General features: G+C 73.2%; 16 protein-coding genes. 6 read left to right on the top strand and 10 right to left on the bottom strand.

Going from position 1 to position 16,221, the window contains the following annotated elements:
- Positions 1 to 37: 37 nt before the first annotated feature.
- The 5 genes from JQN84_RS07490 to JQN84_RS07470 are packed head-to-tail and all read right to left on the bottom strand — an operon-like array spanning position 38 to position 5,042.
- Entirely contained in the window at positions 38 to 1,567 is a 1,530-nt protein-coding gene (locus JQN84_RS07490) for a complex I subunit 4 family protein (RefSeq protein WP_204957672.1), read from the bottom strand.
- Positions 1,564 to 3,477, bottom strand: coding sequence for an NADH-quinone oxidoreductase subunit 5 family protein (locus tag JQN84_RS07485; protein WP_204957671.1), 1,914 nt, complete (start codon positions 3,475 to 3,477; stop codon positions 1,564 to 1,566). Before JQN84_RS07485 ends, JQN84_RS07490 begins: the two co-directional genes overlap by 4 nt.
- On the bottom strand, positions 3,474 to 3,854 hold the full coding sequence (nuoK, locus tag JQN84_RS07480) for an NADH-quinone oxidoreductase subunit NuoK (RefSeq protein WP_307821069.1): 381 nt from the start codon (positions 3,852 to 3,854) through the stop codon (positions 3,474 to 3,476). Before nuoK ends, JQN84_RS07485 begins: the two co-directional genes overlap by 4 nt.
- A gap of 55 nt (positions 3,855 to 3,909) precedes the next feature.
- Complete coding sequence (locus JQN84_RS07475) at positions 3,910 to 4,452, bottom strand: NADH-quinone oxidoreductase subunit J family protein (RefSeq protein ID WP_204957670.1); 543 nt, start codon at positions 4,450 to 4,452, stop codon at positions 3,910 to 3,912.
- Entirely contained in the window at positions 4,449 to 5,042 is a 594-nt protein-coding gene (locus JQN84_RS07470) for a NuoI/complex I 23 kDa subunit family protein (RefSeq protein WP_204957669.1), read from the bottom strand. Before JQN84_RS07470 ends, JQN84_RS07475 begins: the two co-directional genes overlap by 4 nt.
- Before the next feature lie 130 nt (positions 5,043 to 5,172).
- Between JQN84_RS07470 and JQN84_RS07465 the strand changes: the two genes are divergently transcribed.
- On the top strand, positions 5,173 to 5,748 hold the full coding sequence (locus JQN84_RS07465; protein WP_204957668.1) for a Uma2 family endonuclease: 576 nt from the start codon (positions 5,173 to 5,175) through the stop codon (positions 5,746 to 5,748).
- On the opposite strand, the gene JQN84_RS07460 is transcribed toward JQN84_RS07465, so the two are convergent.
- Positions 5,729 to 6,151, bottom strand: a complete 423-nt coding sequence (locus JQN84_RS07460; protein ID WP_204957667.1) for an ester cyclase — start codon at positions 6,149 to 6,151, stop codon at positions 5,729 to 5,731. The two genes, JQN84_RS07465 and JQN84_RS07460, sit on opposite strands and share 20 nt — an antisense overlap.
- Before the next feature lie 83 nt (positions 6,152 to 6,234).
- Here JQN84_RS07460 and JQN84_RS07455 point away from each other — a divergent pair, with 83 nt between their 5' ends.
- Positions 6,235 to 7,281, top strand: a complete 1,047-nt coding sequence (locus tag JQN84_RS07455) for a glutathione S-transferase family protein (RefSeq protein WP_204957666.1) — start codon at positions 6,235 to 6,237, stop codon at positions 7,279 to 7,281.
- 254 nt (positions 7,282 to 7,535) lie between these two features.
- Positions 7,536 to 8,852 (top strand): S8 family peptidase, encoded by a 1,317-nt coding sequence (locus JQN84_RS07450; protein WP_204957665.1) that lies wholly within the window; start codon positions 7,536 to 7,538, stop codon positions 8,850 to 8,852.
- Between the two features lie 43 nt (positions 8,853 to 8,895).
- Here JQN84_RS07450 and JQN84_RS07445 read toward each other — a convergent pair whose 3' ends face one another.
- On the bottom strand, positions 8,896 to 9,861 hold the full coding sequence (locus JQN84_RS07445; protein ID WP_088644755.1) for a complex I subunit 1/NuoH family protein: 966 nt from the start codon (positions 9,859 to 9,861) through the stop codon (positions 8,896 to 8,898).
- Entirely contained in the window at positions 9,861 to 10,658 is a 798-nt protein-coding gene (locus JQN84_RS07440; protein ID WP_204957664.1) for an NADH-quinone oxidoreductase subunit C, read from the bottom strand. The genes JQN84_RS07445 and JQN84_RS07440 overlap by 1 nt, the downstream gene beginning before the upstream one ends.
- Before the next feature lie 234 nt (positions 10,659 to 10,892).
- Here JQN84_RS07440 and JQN84_RS07435 point away from each other — a divergent pair, with 234 nt between their 5' ends.
- Positions 10,893 to 11,939, top strand: coding sequence for a glucose 1-dehydrogenase (locus JQN84_RS07435; RefSeq protein ID WP_204957663.1), 1,047 nt, complete (start codon positions 10,893 to 10,895; stop codon positions 11,937 to 11,939).
- Between the two features lie 16 nt (positions 11,940 to 11,955).
- Here the strand turns inward: JQN84_RS07435 and JQN84_RS07430 are convergent, their stop codons facing one another.
- A complete protein-coding gene (locus JQN84_RS07430) occupies positions 11,956 to 13,272 on the bottom strand; it encodes a DUF2252 domain-containing protein (RefSeq protein WP_204957662.1) in 1,317 nt (438 codons plus the stop codon).
- A gap of 431 nt (positions 13,273 to 13,703) precedes the next feature.
- The gene (locus JQN84_RS07425; protein ID WP_204957661.1) at positions 13,704 to 14,264 is read right to left on the bottom strand and encodes an NADH-quinone oxidoreductase subunit B; all 561 of its coding nucleotides are present in this window, start codon (positions 14,262 to 14,264) and stop codon (positions 13,704 to 13,706) included.
- Between the two features lie 179 nt (positions 14,265 to 14,443).
- Between JQN84_RS07425 and JQN84_RS07420 the strand changes: the two genes are divergently transcribed.
- Both JQN84_RS07420 and JQN84_RS07415 read left to right on the top strand, forming a co-directional pair.
- Positions 14,444 to 14,992 (top strand): SigE family RNA polymerase sigma factor, encoded by a 549-nt coding sequence (locus tag JQN84_RS07420; RefSeq protein ID WP_204957660.1) that lies wholly within the window; start codon positions 14,444 to 14,446, stop codon positions 14,990 to 14,992.
- Entirely contained in the window at positions 14,985 to 16,190 is a 1,206-nt protein-coding gene (locus JQN84_RS07415) for a hypothetical protein (RefSeq protein WP_204957659.1), read from the top strand. Before JQN84_RS07420 ends, JQN84_RS07415 begins: the two co-directional genes overlap by 8 nt.
- Positions 16,191 to 16,221 lie beyond the last annotated feature (31 nt).

Genomic DNA, 16,221 nt, shown 5'->3' with positions numbered 1-16,221 from the left:
TGCGCTGCACTCCTCGCGCTCACCGGGCCGACCCCGTTCACCGGACGATCCCCACCAGGGCGTCCACCGGGCCGGTGGCGTAGCCGAGCACCAGGGTGGGCAGCAGGCCGACGGCGAGGGCGAGCAGGACCAGCGGGACCCAGGCGGCCAGCTCCACCCCGGCCAGGGCGGGGGTGAACCGGCCGACCACCGGGCTGGGCCGACCGTGGGTGACCCGACGCAGCAGCCGCAGGAAGTACGCGGCGGTGAGCGCCCCGCCGATCGCCGCCAGCACCGCCAGCGTCGTCCACAGCGGCCCGCCCCGCTCGACGGCCGCGACCACCGCGAACGCCTCACCCCAGAAGCCCGCCAGACCGGGCAGGCCGAGCGAGGCGACCGCCGCGAAGCCGAGCAGGCCGGCCAGCCGGGGTGCGGTCTCCCGCAGCCCGGACAGCTCGGCCAGCGCCCCCGTGTGGGCCCGGTCCTTGACCGCCCCGGCGAGGAAGAACAACAGCCCGGTGATCACCCCGTGCGCCACGTTGCCGATCAGCGCCGCCTGGATGCCGGTGGCGGTCAGCGTCGCCACCCCGAGCAGCACGAACCCCATGTGCCCCACGCTGGAGTAGGCGATCAGCCGCTTCAGGTCGTCCTGGGCCAGACAGACCAGCGAGCCGACCAGGATCGCCGCGACGGCCAGCACCCCGAGGATCGGCGCAGCCCAACGGGCACCCTCCGGAGCCACCCCGACGGCGACCCGGATCAGGCCGTACGTGCCCATCTTGAGCAGGACCCCGGCGAGGATGACGCTGCCGACCGTGGGGGCCTGGGTGTGCGCGTCGGGCAGCCAGGTGTGCAGCGGCCACAGCGGGGCCTTCACCGCGAACGCCAACCCGAGCAGGGCGAACGCGGTCAACTGGGTGCCCCGGGACAGCCCCACCCCGCCGGTCAGCGCGACGATGTCGGCGGTGCCGGCGGCGGCCACCACCACGAACACGCCGACCAGCAGCAGCACCGAGCCGAAGAGCGTGTAGAGGGCGAACTTGCGGGCCGCCGCGCGGGCCGCGTCGCGTGCCGGCAGATCATCGCCGGTGCCGCCCCAGCCGGCGATGATCGCGTACATCGGCAGCAGGACGACCTCGAAGAAGACGAAGAACAGCACCAGGTCGAGGGCGAGGAAGGTGCCCAGGATGCCCACCTCGACCACCAGCAGCAACGCCACCAGCGCCCGGCCGCTCCCCCGCCCCTGCGGCACCCGACGCACGGTGTAGCCGCAGCAGAGCAGGGTGAGCAGGGCGGTGAGCACCACCAGCGGCCAGGAAATGCCGTCCACCCCGAGGTGGAAACGCAGGTCGAGGCCGGGCACCCAGGGCAGGTCTACCTCGTGCCAGGGCTGCACGGCCGGTGCCGGGCCGTAGCCGAACCAGCCGTGGTCGCCGAGCACCAGCAGCGCCGCCCCGACCAGGGTCAGGCCGGCGACCGCCGTACCCAGCAGCCGGGCCGCCCGCTCCCCGGGGAGCACGGCGACCAGCGCCGCCCCCACCGCCGGCAGTACCAGCACCGCGACCAGCAACACCTGCCCCACCGTCATGAGGAGACTCCGATCAGGGCGGCGGCAAGGCCGATCAGCAGGGCACCGGCCAGCACCGCCGCCGTCGCGCGGGGCAGCGCCGCCCGGTGCAGCGCGGCCAGCCCGGCACCGAGCGCCGAGGTGCCCCGGCCGACCCCCTCCACCAGGCCGTCCACCCCGACCTCGTCACCGGTACGGGTCACCCGGGCAAGCGCCGTCGTGGGGCGTACCACGAGGGTGTTTTGCAGGTCGTCGAGGCGGAAGGCGCGGGCGAACACCGGCCGCAGCGGACCCAGCGCGCGGGCCGGATCGGCGGCCGGGTCCCGCCGCCAACCGGCCCAGGCCAGCCCCGCCCCGACCAGCAGCAGCACGAGCGGCAGCAGCACCGCCGGGGCGAGGTGGACCAGCTCGACGTCGGCGGCGGTGCCGCGCAGCCGGTCGGTGAACGGCGGCCAGAACGCGGCCAGCCCGAGCAGCGCGGCCAGGACGGCCAGCAGCAACACCGGCCAACGCATCAGAGCCGGGGGGTCGTGCGGGTGCAACAGCGGCAGCCGGGGCTCGCCGAAGAAGGCGCGCAGCAGCAGCCGGGTGGCGTACGCGGCGGTGAGCAGCACCCCGAGCAGCCCGGCCAGCCAGACCAGCCACCCTACCCAGGTCGGAGCGGGACCGGTGCCGTCGAGCGCGGCCGACTCGGCGGCGGCGAGCACGCCGTCCTTGCTCCAGAACCCGGACAGCGGCGGCACCCCGGCCAGCGCGCCGAGGCCGATCAGGGTGCACCCGAAGGTGACCGGCATGCTGCGGCGCAGCCCACCCATCCGGGACAGCAGGGTGGTGCCGACGGCGTGGATCACCGCACCGGCGGCGAGGAACAGCAGCGCCTTGAACGCGGCGTGGGTGAGCAGGTGGAACAGTGCGGCGGCCGGGGCACCGACGGCGAGCGCGCCGGTCATGTAGCCGAGCTGGGAGACCGTCGACCAGGCGAGTACCCGCTTCAGGTCGTCCTGGGCGGTGGCGGCGAGCGCCCCGAGCAGCAGGGTGATCGAGGCGAGCACGCCGAGCACCGCCAGCGCCACCGGGGCGCGGGTGAACAGCGGGTAGAGCCGGGTCACCGCGTACACCCCGGCGGCGACCATGGTCGCGGCGTGGATCAGCGCGGAGATCGGCGTCGGGCCGGCCATCGCGTCCGGCAGCCAGGTGTGCAGCGGGAACTGGGCGCTCTTGCCGGCCACCCCGGCGAGCAGCAGCAGGCAGGCGGCGGTCAGCGTAGCGGTGGAGTGGTCGTGGGCGAGCACGTCGGCGATCCGGAAACTCCCGGCGGAGACGCCGAGCAGCGCGATGCCGAGCAGGAACCCGACGTCACCCACCCGGGTGACCAGGAACGCCTTCATCGCGGCGGCCGGCGCCTCGGGCAGCCGCCGGTCGTGGGCGATCAGCAGGTACGAGCAGAGGCCCATCACCTCCCAGCCGACCAGCAGCAGGATCAGGTCGCCGCTGACCACCACCACCAGCATCGCGGCGGTGAACAGGCTGATCTGCGCGGCGTAGGGCGGATAGCGGTGGTCCACCTCGACGTCGTCGTGCGGGCCGCGCCGCAGGTAGGCCACCGAATAGACCTGCACCGCCAGGGCCACCGCCGCCACCGCGACCGCGACCAGCGCGGCGACGCCGTCCAGCCGTACCCCGAGGGTGACCCGCAGCCCACCCAGATCGATCCAGCTGGTGCTGGTCTCCACCGGGTCGCCGACCCGGACCAGCAGCAGCACCGCGACCAGCAACGCGCCGGCCGCGCCGGCCACCCCGAGGCCGATCGCCGCCCGCCGGGCCGCGCCCTCCCCGCCGGTCGCGCCCTGCGGTGCCGGCGGCAGCAGCAACCCGAGCAACCCGGCAACCAGGGGTACGACGGGCAGTGCCGCCCCGAGCAGCCCGGTCACCGCCCGACCTCCGCCCGTGCGCCGGCCGACCCGGCCTCGACGTCACCTGTCGACCCCGCCCGGCCCCCGGCCGGCTCGGTCAACGGCACGTCGTCCACGGTGACACTGGCCCGCATCCGGTAGAGCTGGAGCACGATGGCCAGCCCGACGCCGATCTCGGCGGCGGCCAGCACGATCACGAACAACGCGAAGACCTGCCCGGAGTGCGGCAGCACCGCCCGCACGGTGGTGTCGGCGGTGACCAGGATCAGGTTGACCGCGTTGAGCATCAACTCCACCGCCATCAGCACCAGCACCGCGTTGCGTCGCCGCAGCACGCCGTAGACGCCTAGGCCGAACAGCAGCGCGGCGGTGACGTACGGGATGACCGGCCTCACCGGATGACCTCTGTTCGCGACTGCGGGGCTCGCAAAACCGGCTCACTCCTCGCGCTCACGGGATGACCTCTGTTCGCGACTGCGCGGGGGCGGCGTCGGGGCGGCGGCCGATGTCGGGGCGGGACAGGATGACCGCGCCGACCAGGGCGGCCAGCAGCAGCACCGACAGCACCTCGAACGGCAGCACCCAGGAGCGGAACACCTGCTCGCCGATGCCCTCGGCGGTACCCGCCGCCGGCAGCTCCACCGTCGACCAGCGGAACGCGTCGACCAGCAGCGCCGTCAGGCCCAGCCCGGTGCCCGCCCCGATCAGCGCGGCCGGCCAACCCGGACGGTCCAGGTCGTCGGACGCCCCGATCGGGGCCCGGGTCAGCATCACCGCGAACAGCAGCAGCACCACCACCGCGCCCACGTAGATCAACACCTGCACCCAGGCGACCAGTTCGGCGGTGAGCACCAGGTAGTCACCGGCCAGCGCGCCCAGGCAGAGCACCAGGTAGAGGCCGGCCCGGACGAGGTGCTTCGTGGCGACCACCAGCACCCCCGACCCGACCGCCACCGCGCCCAGGGCGAGCAGGAGGACGTCCGCACCGGTCACCGGGAGGCACCTCCGTCGTCGGCGGGGCCGGGCTCGGGGCGTACCACGGTGGGGCGGGCGGCGGAGCTGGTCGGGGCGGCGGCCTTGCGCGCGGCGGTGGTCTCCTCCTTGGCCGGCTCGCCGTGCGGGTCGTGCGCGGGTGGCGGCGGCACCGTGGCCATCCACTGGCCGAGGTGGTCCCGGTCGTGCAGCAGGTCCTTGATGTCGTACTCGGCGTACTCGAACTCGGGCGACCAGTAGAGGGCGTCGAACGGGCAGACCTCGATGCAGATGCCGCAGTACATGCAGAGCGAGAAGTCGATGTCGAACTTGTCGAGGACGTTGCGCTGGCGGGGACGGGCCGCGCCGGCCACCGCCACCTCCTCCTTGTGCGAGTCGATGTAGATGCACCAGTCGGGGCACTCCCGGGCGCAGAGCATGCAGACCGTGCAGTTCTCGGTCAGTAGCGCGATCACGCCCCGGGAGCGGGGCGGCAGCTCGGGGGCGACGTCCGGGTACTGCTGGGTGTGCGACCGGCGGGTCATCGTCTTCAACGTGACCGCCAGCCCCTTCACCAGCCCGCCGCCGGTGCCCCCGCCGTGCTCGCTCACCGTGTCGCCCCGACTCGCTCGCTCATGGGGTCATCCTGCCCTGTGGCCACGGCGTGCGCGACCACCACCCGGCGTTTGCCGGCGTTACCCTCACGGGTGGGGAGAACGACGCACCGGGAAGGACCGACCGATGACCGCCGCGCTGCAGAACGACCATCCGCCGGAGGGCGGCTGGACGACTGACGATCTGGACGCGCTGCCCGAGGACGGCCGCCGCCGCGAACTTCTCGATGGAGTGCTGATCGTGTCCCCCTCCCCCACCCGTGTCCACCAGACCATCGCCGGCCGCCTGATGGTCGCGCTCGAAGAGGAGTGTCCCGACGACTACGACGTGACCCAGGCCGTGGAGGTGCGGATCAACCGGACCCGCTCGTTCATCCCCGACGTCCTGGTGACCACGTCCACCGCCGCCGCCCGCGAACCGTCCCGGTACGAGCCGCACGAGGTGGTGCTGGCCGTCGAGATCGTCTCCCCCAGCACCCGCTCCATCGACCGGGTGCTCAAGCCGACCCTCTACGCGCAGGCCGGCATCCCGTTCTACTGGCGGATCGAGGTGGAGGACGACGGTCTGGTCGTGCACACCTACAAGATCGACGCGGTGAACGAGGTCTACACCGAGACCGGGCGGTGGACGAAGTTCGTCGACACCGGTGAGCCGTTCCCGGTGAACCTGTCGATCGACCGGATCACGCCCCGGCGTCGGTGAGCGGCGGCAACATCTCCACACCCAACTGTTGCAACAGTTGGAACAGCTCGTTGACGCTCCACACGTCGACGATCCGGCCGGCGGCGTCGAAACGCAGGAACGTCGCCCCGGAATAGCTGACCACCTGCCCGGTCGGCGGCACCGGGCCGAACTGCCCCGCCTGGGTGCCGGCGGCCCGCCAGCGCAGCGCCACCCGGTCCCCGGCCGCCACCACGTCCACCAGCTTGTAACGCAGGTCGGGGAAGGCGGCCCGGCGGTCCCGGTGCCAGGCCAGCACCGCCGCCGGGCCGGTGCCGCCGAGCCCCGGGCACTCCTGCGCCACCAACTCGTACGCCGACTCCTCGCGGCCGGCGTTCCACACGTCGGCCACGAACCGCCGGGCCACCGCCGCCACGTCGATCATGTGGGCAGCCTAGGCCCGCGTTACCGTGCCACCGGACGCCGGACCCGCCATGATGGGAGCCGAAGCGGACGAAGGGCGACACGATGGCGGAGAGCAACGGCAGGACGGCGACCCAGACCGGCGGCAAGTACGTCGAGCCGGGCGGCGAGTTCACCCGGGACCAGCGCTACATCGCCACCCGGATCACCGTCGACGGGCGGGACGGCTACCCGGTCGAGCCGGGCCGCTACCGGCTGGTCGTCAGCCGGGCCTGCCCGTGGGCCAACCGCATGATCATCGTACGGCGGCTGCTCGGGCTGGAGGAGGCGCTGCCGATGGCGGTGGCCGGGCCCACCCATGACGCCCGGAGCTGGACGTTCGACCTGGACCCGGGCGGGCGCGACCCGGTGCTCGGCATCGAGCGCCTGGCCGAGGCGTTCTTCGCCCGCTACCCCGACTACGACCGGGGGATCACCGTGCCGGCGATCGTCGACGTGCCGACCGGTCAGGTGGTCACCAACGACTACGCGCAGATGACCCTGGACCTGTCCACCGAGTGGGGGGCGTACCACCGTGAGGGTGCCCCGCAGCTCTACCCGGAACACCTGCGCGCCGAGATCGACGAGGTGAACGCGGTCGTGTTCGCCGACGTCAACAACGGGGTCTACCGGTGCGGCTTCGCCGGTTCGCAGGAGGCGTACGACAAGGCGTACCGGCGGTTGTTCGACCGGCTGGACTGGCTCAGCGACCGGCTCGCCAACCAGCGTTACCTGGTCGGCGACACCATCACCGAGGCCGACGTGCGACTGTTCACCACGCTGGCCCGGTTCGACCCGGTCTACCACGGCCACTTCAAGTGCAACCGGCAGAAGCTCAGCGAGATGCCGGTGCTGTGGGCGTACGCGCGGGACCTGTTCACCACCCCCGGGTTCGGCGACACCATCGACTTCGACCACATCAAGCGGCACTACTACGAGGTGCACCGGGACATCAACCCGACCGGGGTGGTGCCGCTCGGCCCGGACCTGGTCAACTGGCTCAGCCCACACGGGCGGGAGGCGCTCGGCGGCCGGCCGTTCGGCGACGGCACGCCCCCGCCGCCCCCGCCGCCCGGCGAGCAGGTGCCGCCGGAACACACCCCGATCGGCTGAGCCATCCCGACCACGCGCCCCCGCCCGGCCCACCGGATCGGGGGCGCACCGCCGTGCCCCCACTGAGCCATCCCCGCACGCGCGGAACCACGGTCGACAGCGGACACCGAGAGCTGCCACACATTCACCCTCAGCGTTCAAGAGTTAACACGATGGTCAATATGACCTGTTCGACTAGGGGGCGTCCGTCGCCGCGATTCCCGTCGGCGGGCTACCAGTCCACTACGGACTCCCCCTTCGAGGAGGAACGAGCCTTGCGCAAGCTGGGTAGCAGGACCGCACGTCTGGGCGTACTCGCCGGTGTTCTCGCCGGCGCGCTCGCCGCCACCACCAACGCCGCCGTCGCGGCACCGGTCACCCCCGGCCCCGGCCGGACCGCACCCGCGCCGCTGCTGACCGGCAGCGGGGAAGCCGCGCCGGACCGGTACATCGTCGTCCTGGACGACAAGCCGGTCAGCGGCGAGCGCACCGCCCGCCTCGCCCGCACCGCCCAGTCGGCCGCCGTCGCCGAGCGGGCCGGCGGCACCGTGCTGAACCGCTACACCCAGGTCCTCGACGGGTACGCCGCCGTGCTGCCCCCGGCCGCCCTCGCCGCCGTCCGCAGCGACCCGGCCGTGCAGTACGTCGAGCGGGACACCCGGATCGAGGGCGGACTGACCAGCACCACCCCGGACCGGACCGGCCCGACGACGGCCCGCGCCGAGCGGGCCCAGGCCGGCGGCGCGTCCACCCAGGCCGTGCAGAGCAACCCGCCGTCGTGGGGGCTGGACCGCATCGACCAGCGCAACCTGCCGCTGAGCAACAGCTTCGGCTACACCACGACCGGTTCCGGGGTGACCGCCTACATCGTCGACTCCGGCATCCGGGCCACCCATGTCGACTTCGGCACCCGCGCCGCCGGGGTCTACGACGCGGTAGGCGACGGCAACGGCACCAACGACTGCCACGGCCACGGCACGCACGTCGCCGGCACCATCGGCGGCACCACCTACGGGGTCGCCAAGTCGGTGACGCTGCGGGCGGTCCGGGTCCTCCAGTGCGACAACTCCGGGTGGAGCACCGACCTGATCGAGGGCGTCGACTGGCTGGCCACCAACCACGCCACCACCTCGGTGGCGAACTTCAGCCTCCAGGGTTACGGCACCTCGGCGAACACCTCGATCGAGAACCTGATCGACCACGGCGTGTACCCGGTCTTCATCGCCAACAACTTCAACACCGACGCCTGCACCAACGGCCCCCGGTCCAGCCGGGGCATCACCGTCGCGGCGACCGACATCAACGACAACCGGGCCTCGTTCTCCAGCTACGGGACCTGCGTCGACATCTTCGCCCCGGGGGTGGACATCACCTCCGCCGGCATCGCCTCGAACACCGCCGTCGCCAGCGGCTGGTCCGGCACCTCGATGGCGGCCCCGCACGTCACCGGTTGGCTGGCCCGCTACCGGCAGACCAACCCGACGGCGACCCTCGCCACCGCCAAGAGCGCACTGATCAGCGCCGCCACCACCGGCAAGGTGGTCAACCCGGGGACCGGCTCCCCGAACCGCCTGCTCTACGCCGCGCCGTGAGCACGCCGGAGGGGCCCCGTCCGGGGCCCCTCCGGGCCGACGCTCAGTTCAGGGTGAGACGGACGGCGGTGGTGAGGACGAGCTGGGCCAGCGCGGCCGGCACCAGCACCAGCCAGCACAGCCGCTGGAGCTGGTCCTCCCGCAGCCGGGGGAACGACACCCGCAGCCAGATGATCACGAACGAGACGGCGAACACCTTCAGCAGGGTCCACAGCCAGCCGAGCTGGGCGTCGGCGAACGGGCCCTGCCAGCCGCCGAGGAACAGCACGGTGGTCAGCGCGGCGATCACCACGATCCCGACGTACTCGGCGAGCAAGAAGAACGCGAACCGCAGGCCCGTGTACTCGGTCATGTAGCCGAAGACCAGCTCCGAGTCGGCGACCGGCATGTCGAACGGGGGCCGCCGGATCTCGGCCAGCCCCGCCACGAAGAACACGATCATGGCCGGGGCCTGCCAGAGCAGCCACCACGGCTGCCACGCCTCGACGATCCCGCCGAGGCTCAACGTCCCGGCCGCCACCGCCACCGAGGCGGCGGCCAACACCAGCGGCAGCTCGTAGCCCAGCAGTTGGGCCGCCCCGCGCAGCCCACCGAGCAGGCTGTACTTGTTGGCCGACGCCCACGCCGACATCAGCACCGCCACCACGCCGACCCCGACCACCGCCAGGACGAAGAACAGGCCGATGTCCAGCGGCTGCCCGACCAGGTCGTCCGGGCCGAGCGGAATCACCAGCAGCACCAGCAGGTAGGGCACCAGGGCCACCACCGGCGCCAACCGGAACACCGCCCGGTCCGCCTCACGCGGGGTGATGTCCTCCTTCTGGACGAACTTGATCCCGTCGGCGACGAGCTGCGCCCACCCGTGGAAGCCACCGGCGTACATCGGGCCGAGCCGGCCCTGCATGTGCGCCATCACCTTGTGCTCGGCCTGGCCGACGATCAGCGGCAGGGTCAGGAACGCGACCAGCACCCCGCCGATCCGGATCACCAGCTCCAACCAGGTCGGCATCAGGCCGTACCCCCCTCGTCGCCAGCCTGGTCACCGCGCGCCGGGCCGTCGCTCATCCCCGGCCCGTCGGGGGCCGGGCGGGCGGTGGCCGCCGGGTCGTCGCCTGCCGCGCCGGGGCCGGGGGTACGCGGCGGACGGGCCCCCGGGGCCGGCCGGGCCGGCCGCTCCCGGGGCGCGCGGGCCGCAGCCCTGTCACCCACCGTCACCGGTCCGGCCGGGGCCGGCACCGCACCCCACTCCCCCGGGGCGGGCACTCCGGGTGGGCGGACCGCCCGGCGGCCCCCGCCGGCCTCGGACTCGCCCGGCTCCTTCGCCCCCGGCCACGGCTTGGCCACCCGGGAGGCGAGCACGAACTCCTTGCGCAGCGGATGCCCCTCGAACTCGGGCGGCAGCAGCAGCGGGGCCAGCCCCCGGTGGCCGGTGAAGTCGACACCGAACATCTCGTGGGTCTCCCGCTCGTGCCAGGCCGCGCCCGGGAAGACGTCGACCACCGACGCCACCGTCGGCGTCTGCCTCGGCACCCGGGTACGCAGCAGCACGCCGTGCCGGTGCCGGGTCGACCACAGGTGGACCACGACGTCGAACCCGTCGGCCAGCTCGTCGACGGCGGAGAGCCAGTCGAAGAAGTCGCAGGCCAGCTCGGCGTCGTCGCGTACCGCGCGGAGGGTGTCCGCCCAGGCCGCCGGGGGTACGTCGACGGTGGCCCGGGCGTGGGCCTGCCCGCCGGACACCGACGCGGTCGCCTCGACCGGCGTGAGCAGCGCGACCACCCGCCGACCGACCTCTTCCGGAGTCATGCGGTTGATCCTATGGCCGCCGCCCCGACGCCGGGCCCGCCCGCCCGGTCGTACGCGCCCGGCGGACACCTGGATGAGGTGAACGGACGGCCCCGCGCCCCGTCGTACGACGGTTCCGGCGGGCGTCGTACGACGGTTCCGGCGGGCCTCGTCCGGCGCGTCGCCGGGCAGGGCGGGGCGGGCATCTGACGCTTTGGCCGGCAGGGCGGGGCGGGGCGGGGAAAGATGGGGGTTGTGCGCGCTGTGACGGTGACTCCCGGGGTCCGCGACTCGCTACGGCTGGTGCAGGACTGGCCGGAGCCGCTGGCCGAGGAGGGCGCCATCCTGGTCGAGGCGCTCGCCGTCGGCATCTGCGGCACCGACCAGGAGATCATCTCCGGGGACTACGGCGAGGCCCCGCCCGGCCAGCGGGAACTGGTGCTCGGCCACGAGTCCCTCGGCCGGGTGCTGGAGGACCCGTCCGGCACCCTGCAACCCGGCGACCTGGTGGCCGGCATCGTCCGCCATCCCGACCCGGTGCCCTGCCCGAACTGCGCCGTCGACGAGTGGGACATGTGCCGCAACGGCCGGTACACCGAGCACGGGATCAAGGGGCTGCCCGGCTTCGCCCGGGAACGGTGGCGGGTGCAACCGAAGTTCGCCGTCGGGCTGGACCCGGTCCTCGCCCCGGTCGGCATGCTGCTGGAGCCGGCGAGCGTGGTGGCGAAGGCGTGGGACCACATCGCGCAGATCGGCACCCGGGCCGAGTGGAAACCGCAGACCGTACTGGTCACCGGGGCCGGGCCGATCGGGCTGCTGGCGGCCCTGCTGGCCATCCAGCGTGGCCTGTCGGTGCACGTGCTGGACCGCAACACCACCGGCCCCAAACCGGACCTGGTCCGGGCGCTCGGGGCGACGTACCACACGGTGCCGGTCGACGAGCTGGACTTCGAGCCGGACGTGGTGGTCGAGTGCACCGGCGCGCCGACCGTGGTGCTGGAGGCCATGTGCAAGGTCGGCCCCGCCGGGATCGTCTGCCTGACCGGGGTGTCCAGCGGGGGCCGGACCATCGACTTCGACGCCGGGGCGCTCAACCGGGCGCTGGTGCTGGAGAACAACGTGGTGTTCGGCTCGGTCAACGCCAACCGACGGCACTGGGACCTGGCCGCCCAGGCGCTCGCCCGGGCCGACCAGTCCTGGCTGAACGCCCTGATCACCCGCCGGGTGCCGGTGTCGGCGTACGCACAGGCGTACGCCCACGCCGACGACGACATCAAGGTGGTGCTGGAGTTCGGGCTGTGACGCCCGACGGGCCGGCTCAGATGCCGGGGAGCCGGCCGTTGCGGAACAGGTCGACGAAGAGCTGGTGGTCGGTGCGGGCCCGGACGCCGTACGCGTGGGCGAACTCGACCAGGTGCCCGACGAAGCCGTCGGTGTCGTCGCCGATCGCCGCGACGATCGCCTCTTCGGTGGAGTAGTCCACCAGGTCGTGGCTGGACTCGTCGTCGGCGACCGAGTGCATCCGGGCCACCGCCCGACCCAGGTCGGCGAGCACCCCGGCCAGCTCCTCCGGCTCGTTGACGTCCGACCAGTCCAGGTCGGCGGCGTACGGGGAGACCTCGGCGACGAGCTGACCGGCCCCGTCCAGCTCGGTGAAGCCCAGCCACGGGTCGGCGTGCGCCTGCAACGCCCGCTGCGACTCGGCCGTGCGGTGCCCCTGGTGCCGGAAGTAGCCCCGGACCCGCTCGTCGTCGATGTGCCGGGCCACCGCCGGCACCTGCGCCTGCTTCATGTAGATGACGACGTCGTTCTCCAACGCCTCGGTGTGCCCCTCCAGCAGCAGGTTGTACGACGGCAGCCCGGCCGAGCCGATGCCCACGCCCTTGCGCAGCACCACGTCCTTGATCTGGGTGGCGACCGGTCGCAGTCGGGCCGTCGAGGGGGGCAGGGTGTCCAGGTACGCGGTGAACGCGGCGCACACCTTCTTGCGGGTCTCGCCGTCGATCTCGAAGACCCCGTCGCCGAGGGAGAACCGCCGCTCGTAGTTGTCGACGGTGGTCTGCGCGGCCAGCAGGTCGACCCGGGTGTTCAGCCGGGCCTCCTGGAGCACCCGGCGCAGCACCCCGTCGGCGTTGTCGAGGGTGATCGAGCCGATCGCGTCATCCCCACCGGCGGCGATGGCCTGCAACTCGGTCAGGTACGACCGGGCGAAGCCGGTGACCAGCTCGCCGATCGCCCGGTCGGACAGGGCCTTGGCGTAGCCGATCAGGGCCACGCTGGCGGCGAGCCGTTTGAGGTCCCAGGAGAACGGCCCGACGTACGCCTCGTCGAAGTCGTTGACGTTGAACACCAGGCGGCCGGAGGCGTTCATGTAGGTGCCGAAGTTCTCGGCGTGCAGGTCGCCGTGGATCCACACCCGGCTGGTCTGCTCGTCGAGGAACGCGTCGTCGGCGAAGTCGCCGCGCTGGTCGGCGTAGAACAACGAGGCGCTGCCCCGGTAGAAGGCGAACGGGGAGGCGGCCATCTTGCGGAACTTGCGACGGAACGCCGCCGGGTCGAGCGCCATCGACGCGCCGAACTCATCGGTCAGTACGTCGACGATGAAGGTGGACCGCCGGTCCACGGAGTCGGTCATGAAACGCACGCTAACCCCTACCCGCCACCCACCCTCGGGCCCCTCCTCCCCAACCCGTCCCACCCCGCCCCGTCTCGGTGATCAAGAGGTTTACGTCAGTTGATCAAGAGGTTCGCGTCAGATTCACGCGGAATGGTGACGCGAACCTCTTGATCACCGCGACGGGGCGGCTTGGTCACCGGCCCGGATCGGCCACGCACCTGCGGCACCACCCTGATCTCGGCCACCCCGGCTGACCCGGCCAGCATCCGGCCTCCAGCCCGCATCCGGCACAGTGATCAAGAGGTTTTGGACAGTGTCGGGCGCGGATTTGACGCAAACCTCTTGATCACCGGGGCCCAGCGGAGGTGCGGCGGGGCCCAGCGGGGGTGCGGTGGGGCCCAGCGGGGACGGGGGTGGGGCGCAGCTGGGCAGGGTGGGGCGGGAGCGGGTCAGGAAGGGGTCGGAGGGCGGACCGGGGGAGCGGTCAGGGACTCGACCGGGCGGGGGGCGTCGGCGGGCGAAGCCAGCGGGTCCGTGCGGTCGACGCCGCCGATGCCTGACTGTTCGGCGGCGATCTTCTCCTGGAGGCGGAGGATGCCGTGCAGGAGCGCCTCCGGCCGGGGTGGGCAGCCGGGCACGTAGACGTCGACCGGGATGAGCTGGTCGACGCCCTTGGTCACCGAGTACGAGTCCCAGTACGGGCCACCGCAGTTGGCGCAGGACCCGAAGGAGATGACGTACTTCGGCTCGGGCATCTGGTCGTAGAGCCGCTTGATCGCCGGGGCCATCTTGTCGGTCACCGTGCCGGAGACCACCATCAGGTCGGCCTGCCGGGGTCCGTGCGCGAACGGGATGACGCCGAGCCGGATGAAGTCGTGCCGGCCCATGCTGGTGGCGATGAACTCGATCGCGCAGCAGGCCAGGCCGAAGTTGAACACCCAGAGCGAGTAGCGACGACCCCAGTTGAGGACGAACCGGATCGGCTCGCCGAGCACTCCCGGCAACTGCACGACCGCCTCCTCGTCCGGCCGGTCGACGCCCATCCGTCGCCGTGGCCGCTGCGCTGTCTCCCACTGGACAGTCAACCACAGCCCACGGACGCAACCCCGTGCGCCGGCAGCGGGCTCTTACCGGTGTGACGACGGCCCGGGTGCGGGATGCGGGCCGCCGGCGACCACGGGGAGGACGAGTGACTGTGACGAGAAGCGCGCGGGTCGGTGATCCGCCACCCGACCCCGCGACCGCACCCGGGCAGCTGAGCTTCGACGGGTTCTACCACGCCCACTTCCGAGGGCTGGTCGTGCAGCTCACCGGCTACACCGGCGACCTCGGGCAGGCGCAGGACCTGGTTCAGGAGGCGTTCTGCCGGGCGTACGCGCGATGGGACCGGGTGTCCGGCTACGACGATCCGCTGGCCTGGGTCCGCAAGGTCGCCTGGAACCTCGGCCACCACCGATGGCGGCGGCTGCGGACCGCCCAGGCGTGGTTGTCGCGGCAGCGGGAGACGCACGTGGCCGGGCCGACGCCCGACCGGGTGGCGCTCGACGTCGCGTTGGCGCAGCTGCCCGCGAAGCAGCGCCGGGCGGTCGTCCTGCACTACCTGGCCGACATGTCGGTGGGCGAGATCGCCGCCCAGGAACGGGTCGCCGAGGGGACGGTCAAGTCCTGGTTGCACCGGGGCCGGGCCGCGTTGGCGACGCAACTGCGGGAGAGCACCGGGGAGGTGCGCGATGCCTGATTCGGAGATTCTCGACCCGACCGAGGAGTTCGCCCGTTACCGCCGTACCGTGCTGGACTCGGTGGTGGTGCCGGGCCCGGCCGCCATCCGGCGGACCGTGCGGCTGCGCCGCCGTCGCCGGTGGGCCGCGCTGGTCGCGGCGGCGCTGGCGTTGCTCACCGGTCCGACCCTGGGCTACGTCGCGCTGCACCGCCCGGAGCCCCGGCCCGGCCCGGTGCTGCCCACCCCCGACGCCACCGGCACGCCGACGCCGACCGCGCCGACGACCCCGACCGGCGGCCCTCCGCCGACCGGCGCGGGCCCGACGGCGACCCCGCCCGACGGCCGGATCAGCCGGGGCGAGCTGCTGGCCACCCCGGTGACGCTGCCGACCTGGCCGACCGGTGCGGCCTGCCCTACCGCAGGCGTCCGGTTGACCGCGGACGGCCAGGAGGGGAGGAACGCCCTGCTCGCCCTCGCCCACGGGGACGTCGACGGGGACGGGGCGCAGGAGACGGTGGTGTTGGTGCAGTGCGTCTTCGGCACCCACGGCTGGCAGCAGGTGGTGGCCTTCGACCGGGGCACCGCCGGCCGGATCGTCACCGTCGGGCGGGTGGTCGTCAGCGCCCGGGAGCGGCCCCAGTGGCTGATCGGGGTGCAGGTACGCGGCGACGGGGTGGTCCGGGTGCAGGTCGGCGACATCTACCCGGGCGGCGGCTGGGCCGGTGAGTGGTCGCAGCGGCAGTGGCGCGGCTACCGCTGGGACGGCGGCTCGTTCCGCCAGGTTTCCGGTCCGACCGGTTTCCCGACCAACCCGCACGAGGTGAACCTGGTGGTCACCGCCACCGAACTGGTGCTCGGCGTCGCGCCGGACGGCTCCCGTACCGGAAGCACGACGGTGCGGGTCCGCAACACCGGCACCGCGCCGGCCCGGTCGGTGGCGCTCCGGTTCGACCTGCCGGCGGCGTTGCGTCCGGACGGCGACGGCTGGGCCGCCTGCCGGAGCGCCCCGGGGACGACCGGCGGGCCGGTGCGCTGCGAGGTGGCCGGGCTGGCACCCGGTGCCGAGATCCGGCTCGTCCTGGGCCTGCGGGTGGCAGGTGACGACCCGCCCGGCGCGGGCACCGCCGAACTGACCGCCAGCGCGTTGGACGCCGACCACCGGGTCGTCGCGGAGGTCGTCGAGTACGACAACGTCACCCCGCTGCGCTACCGGTGACCAGCCGTCCCGGCCGGCCCGAGCGCCGGCC

This window comes from Micromonospora humidisoli (assembly GCF_016900955.1).
Classification (GTDB): domain Bacteria; phylum Actinomycetota; class Actinomycetes; order Mycobacteriales; family Micromonosporaceae; genus Micromonospora; species Micromonospora wenchangensis.
The sequence above is the reverse complement of the archived record's forward strand: the minus strand, read 5'-3'. Positions and strand labels throughout refer to the sequence as shown.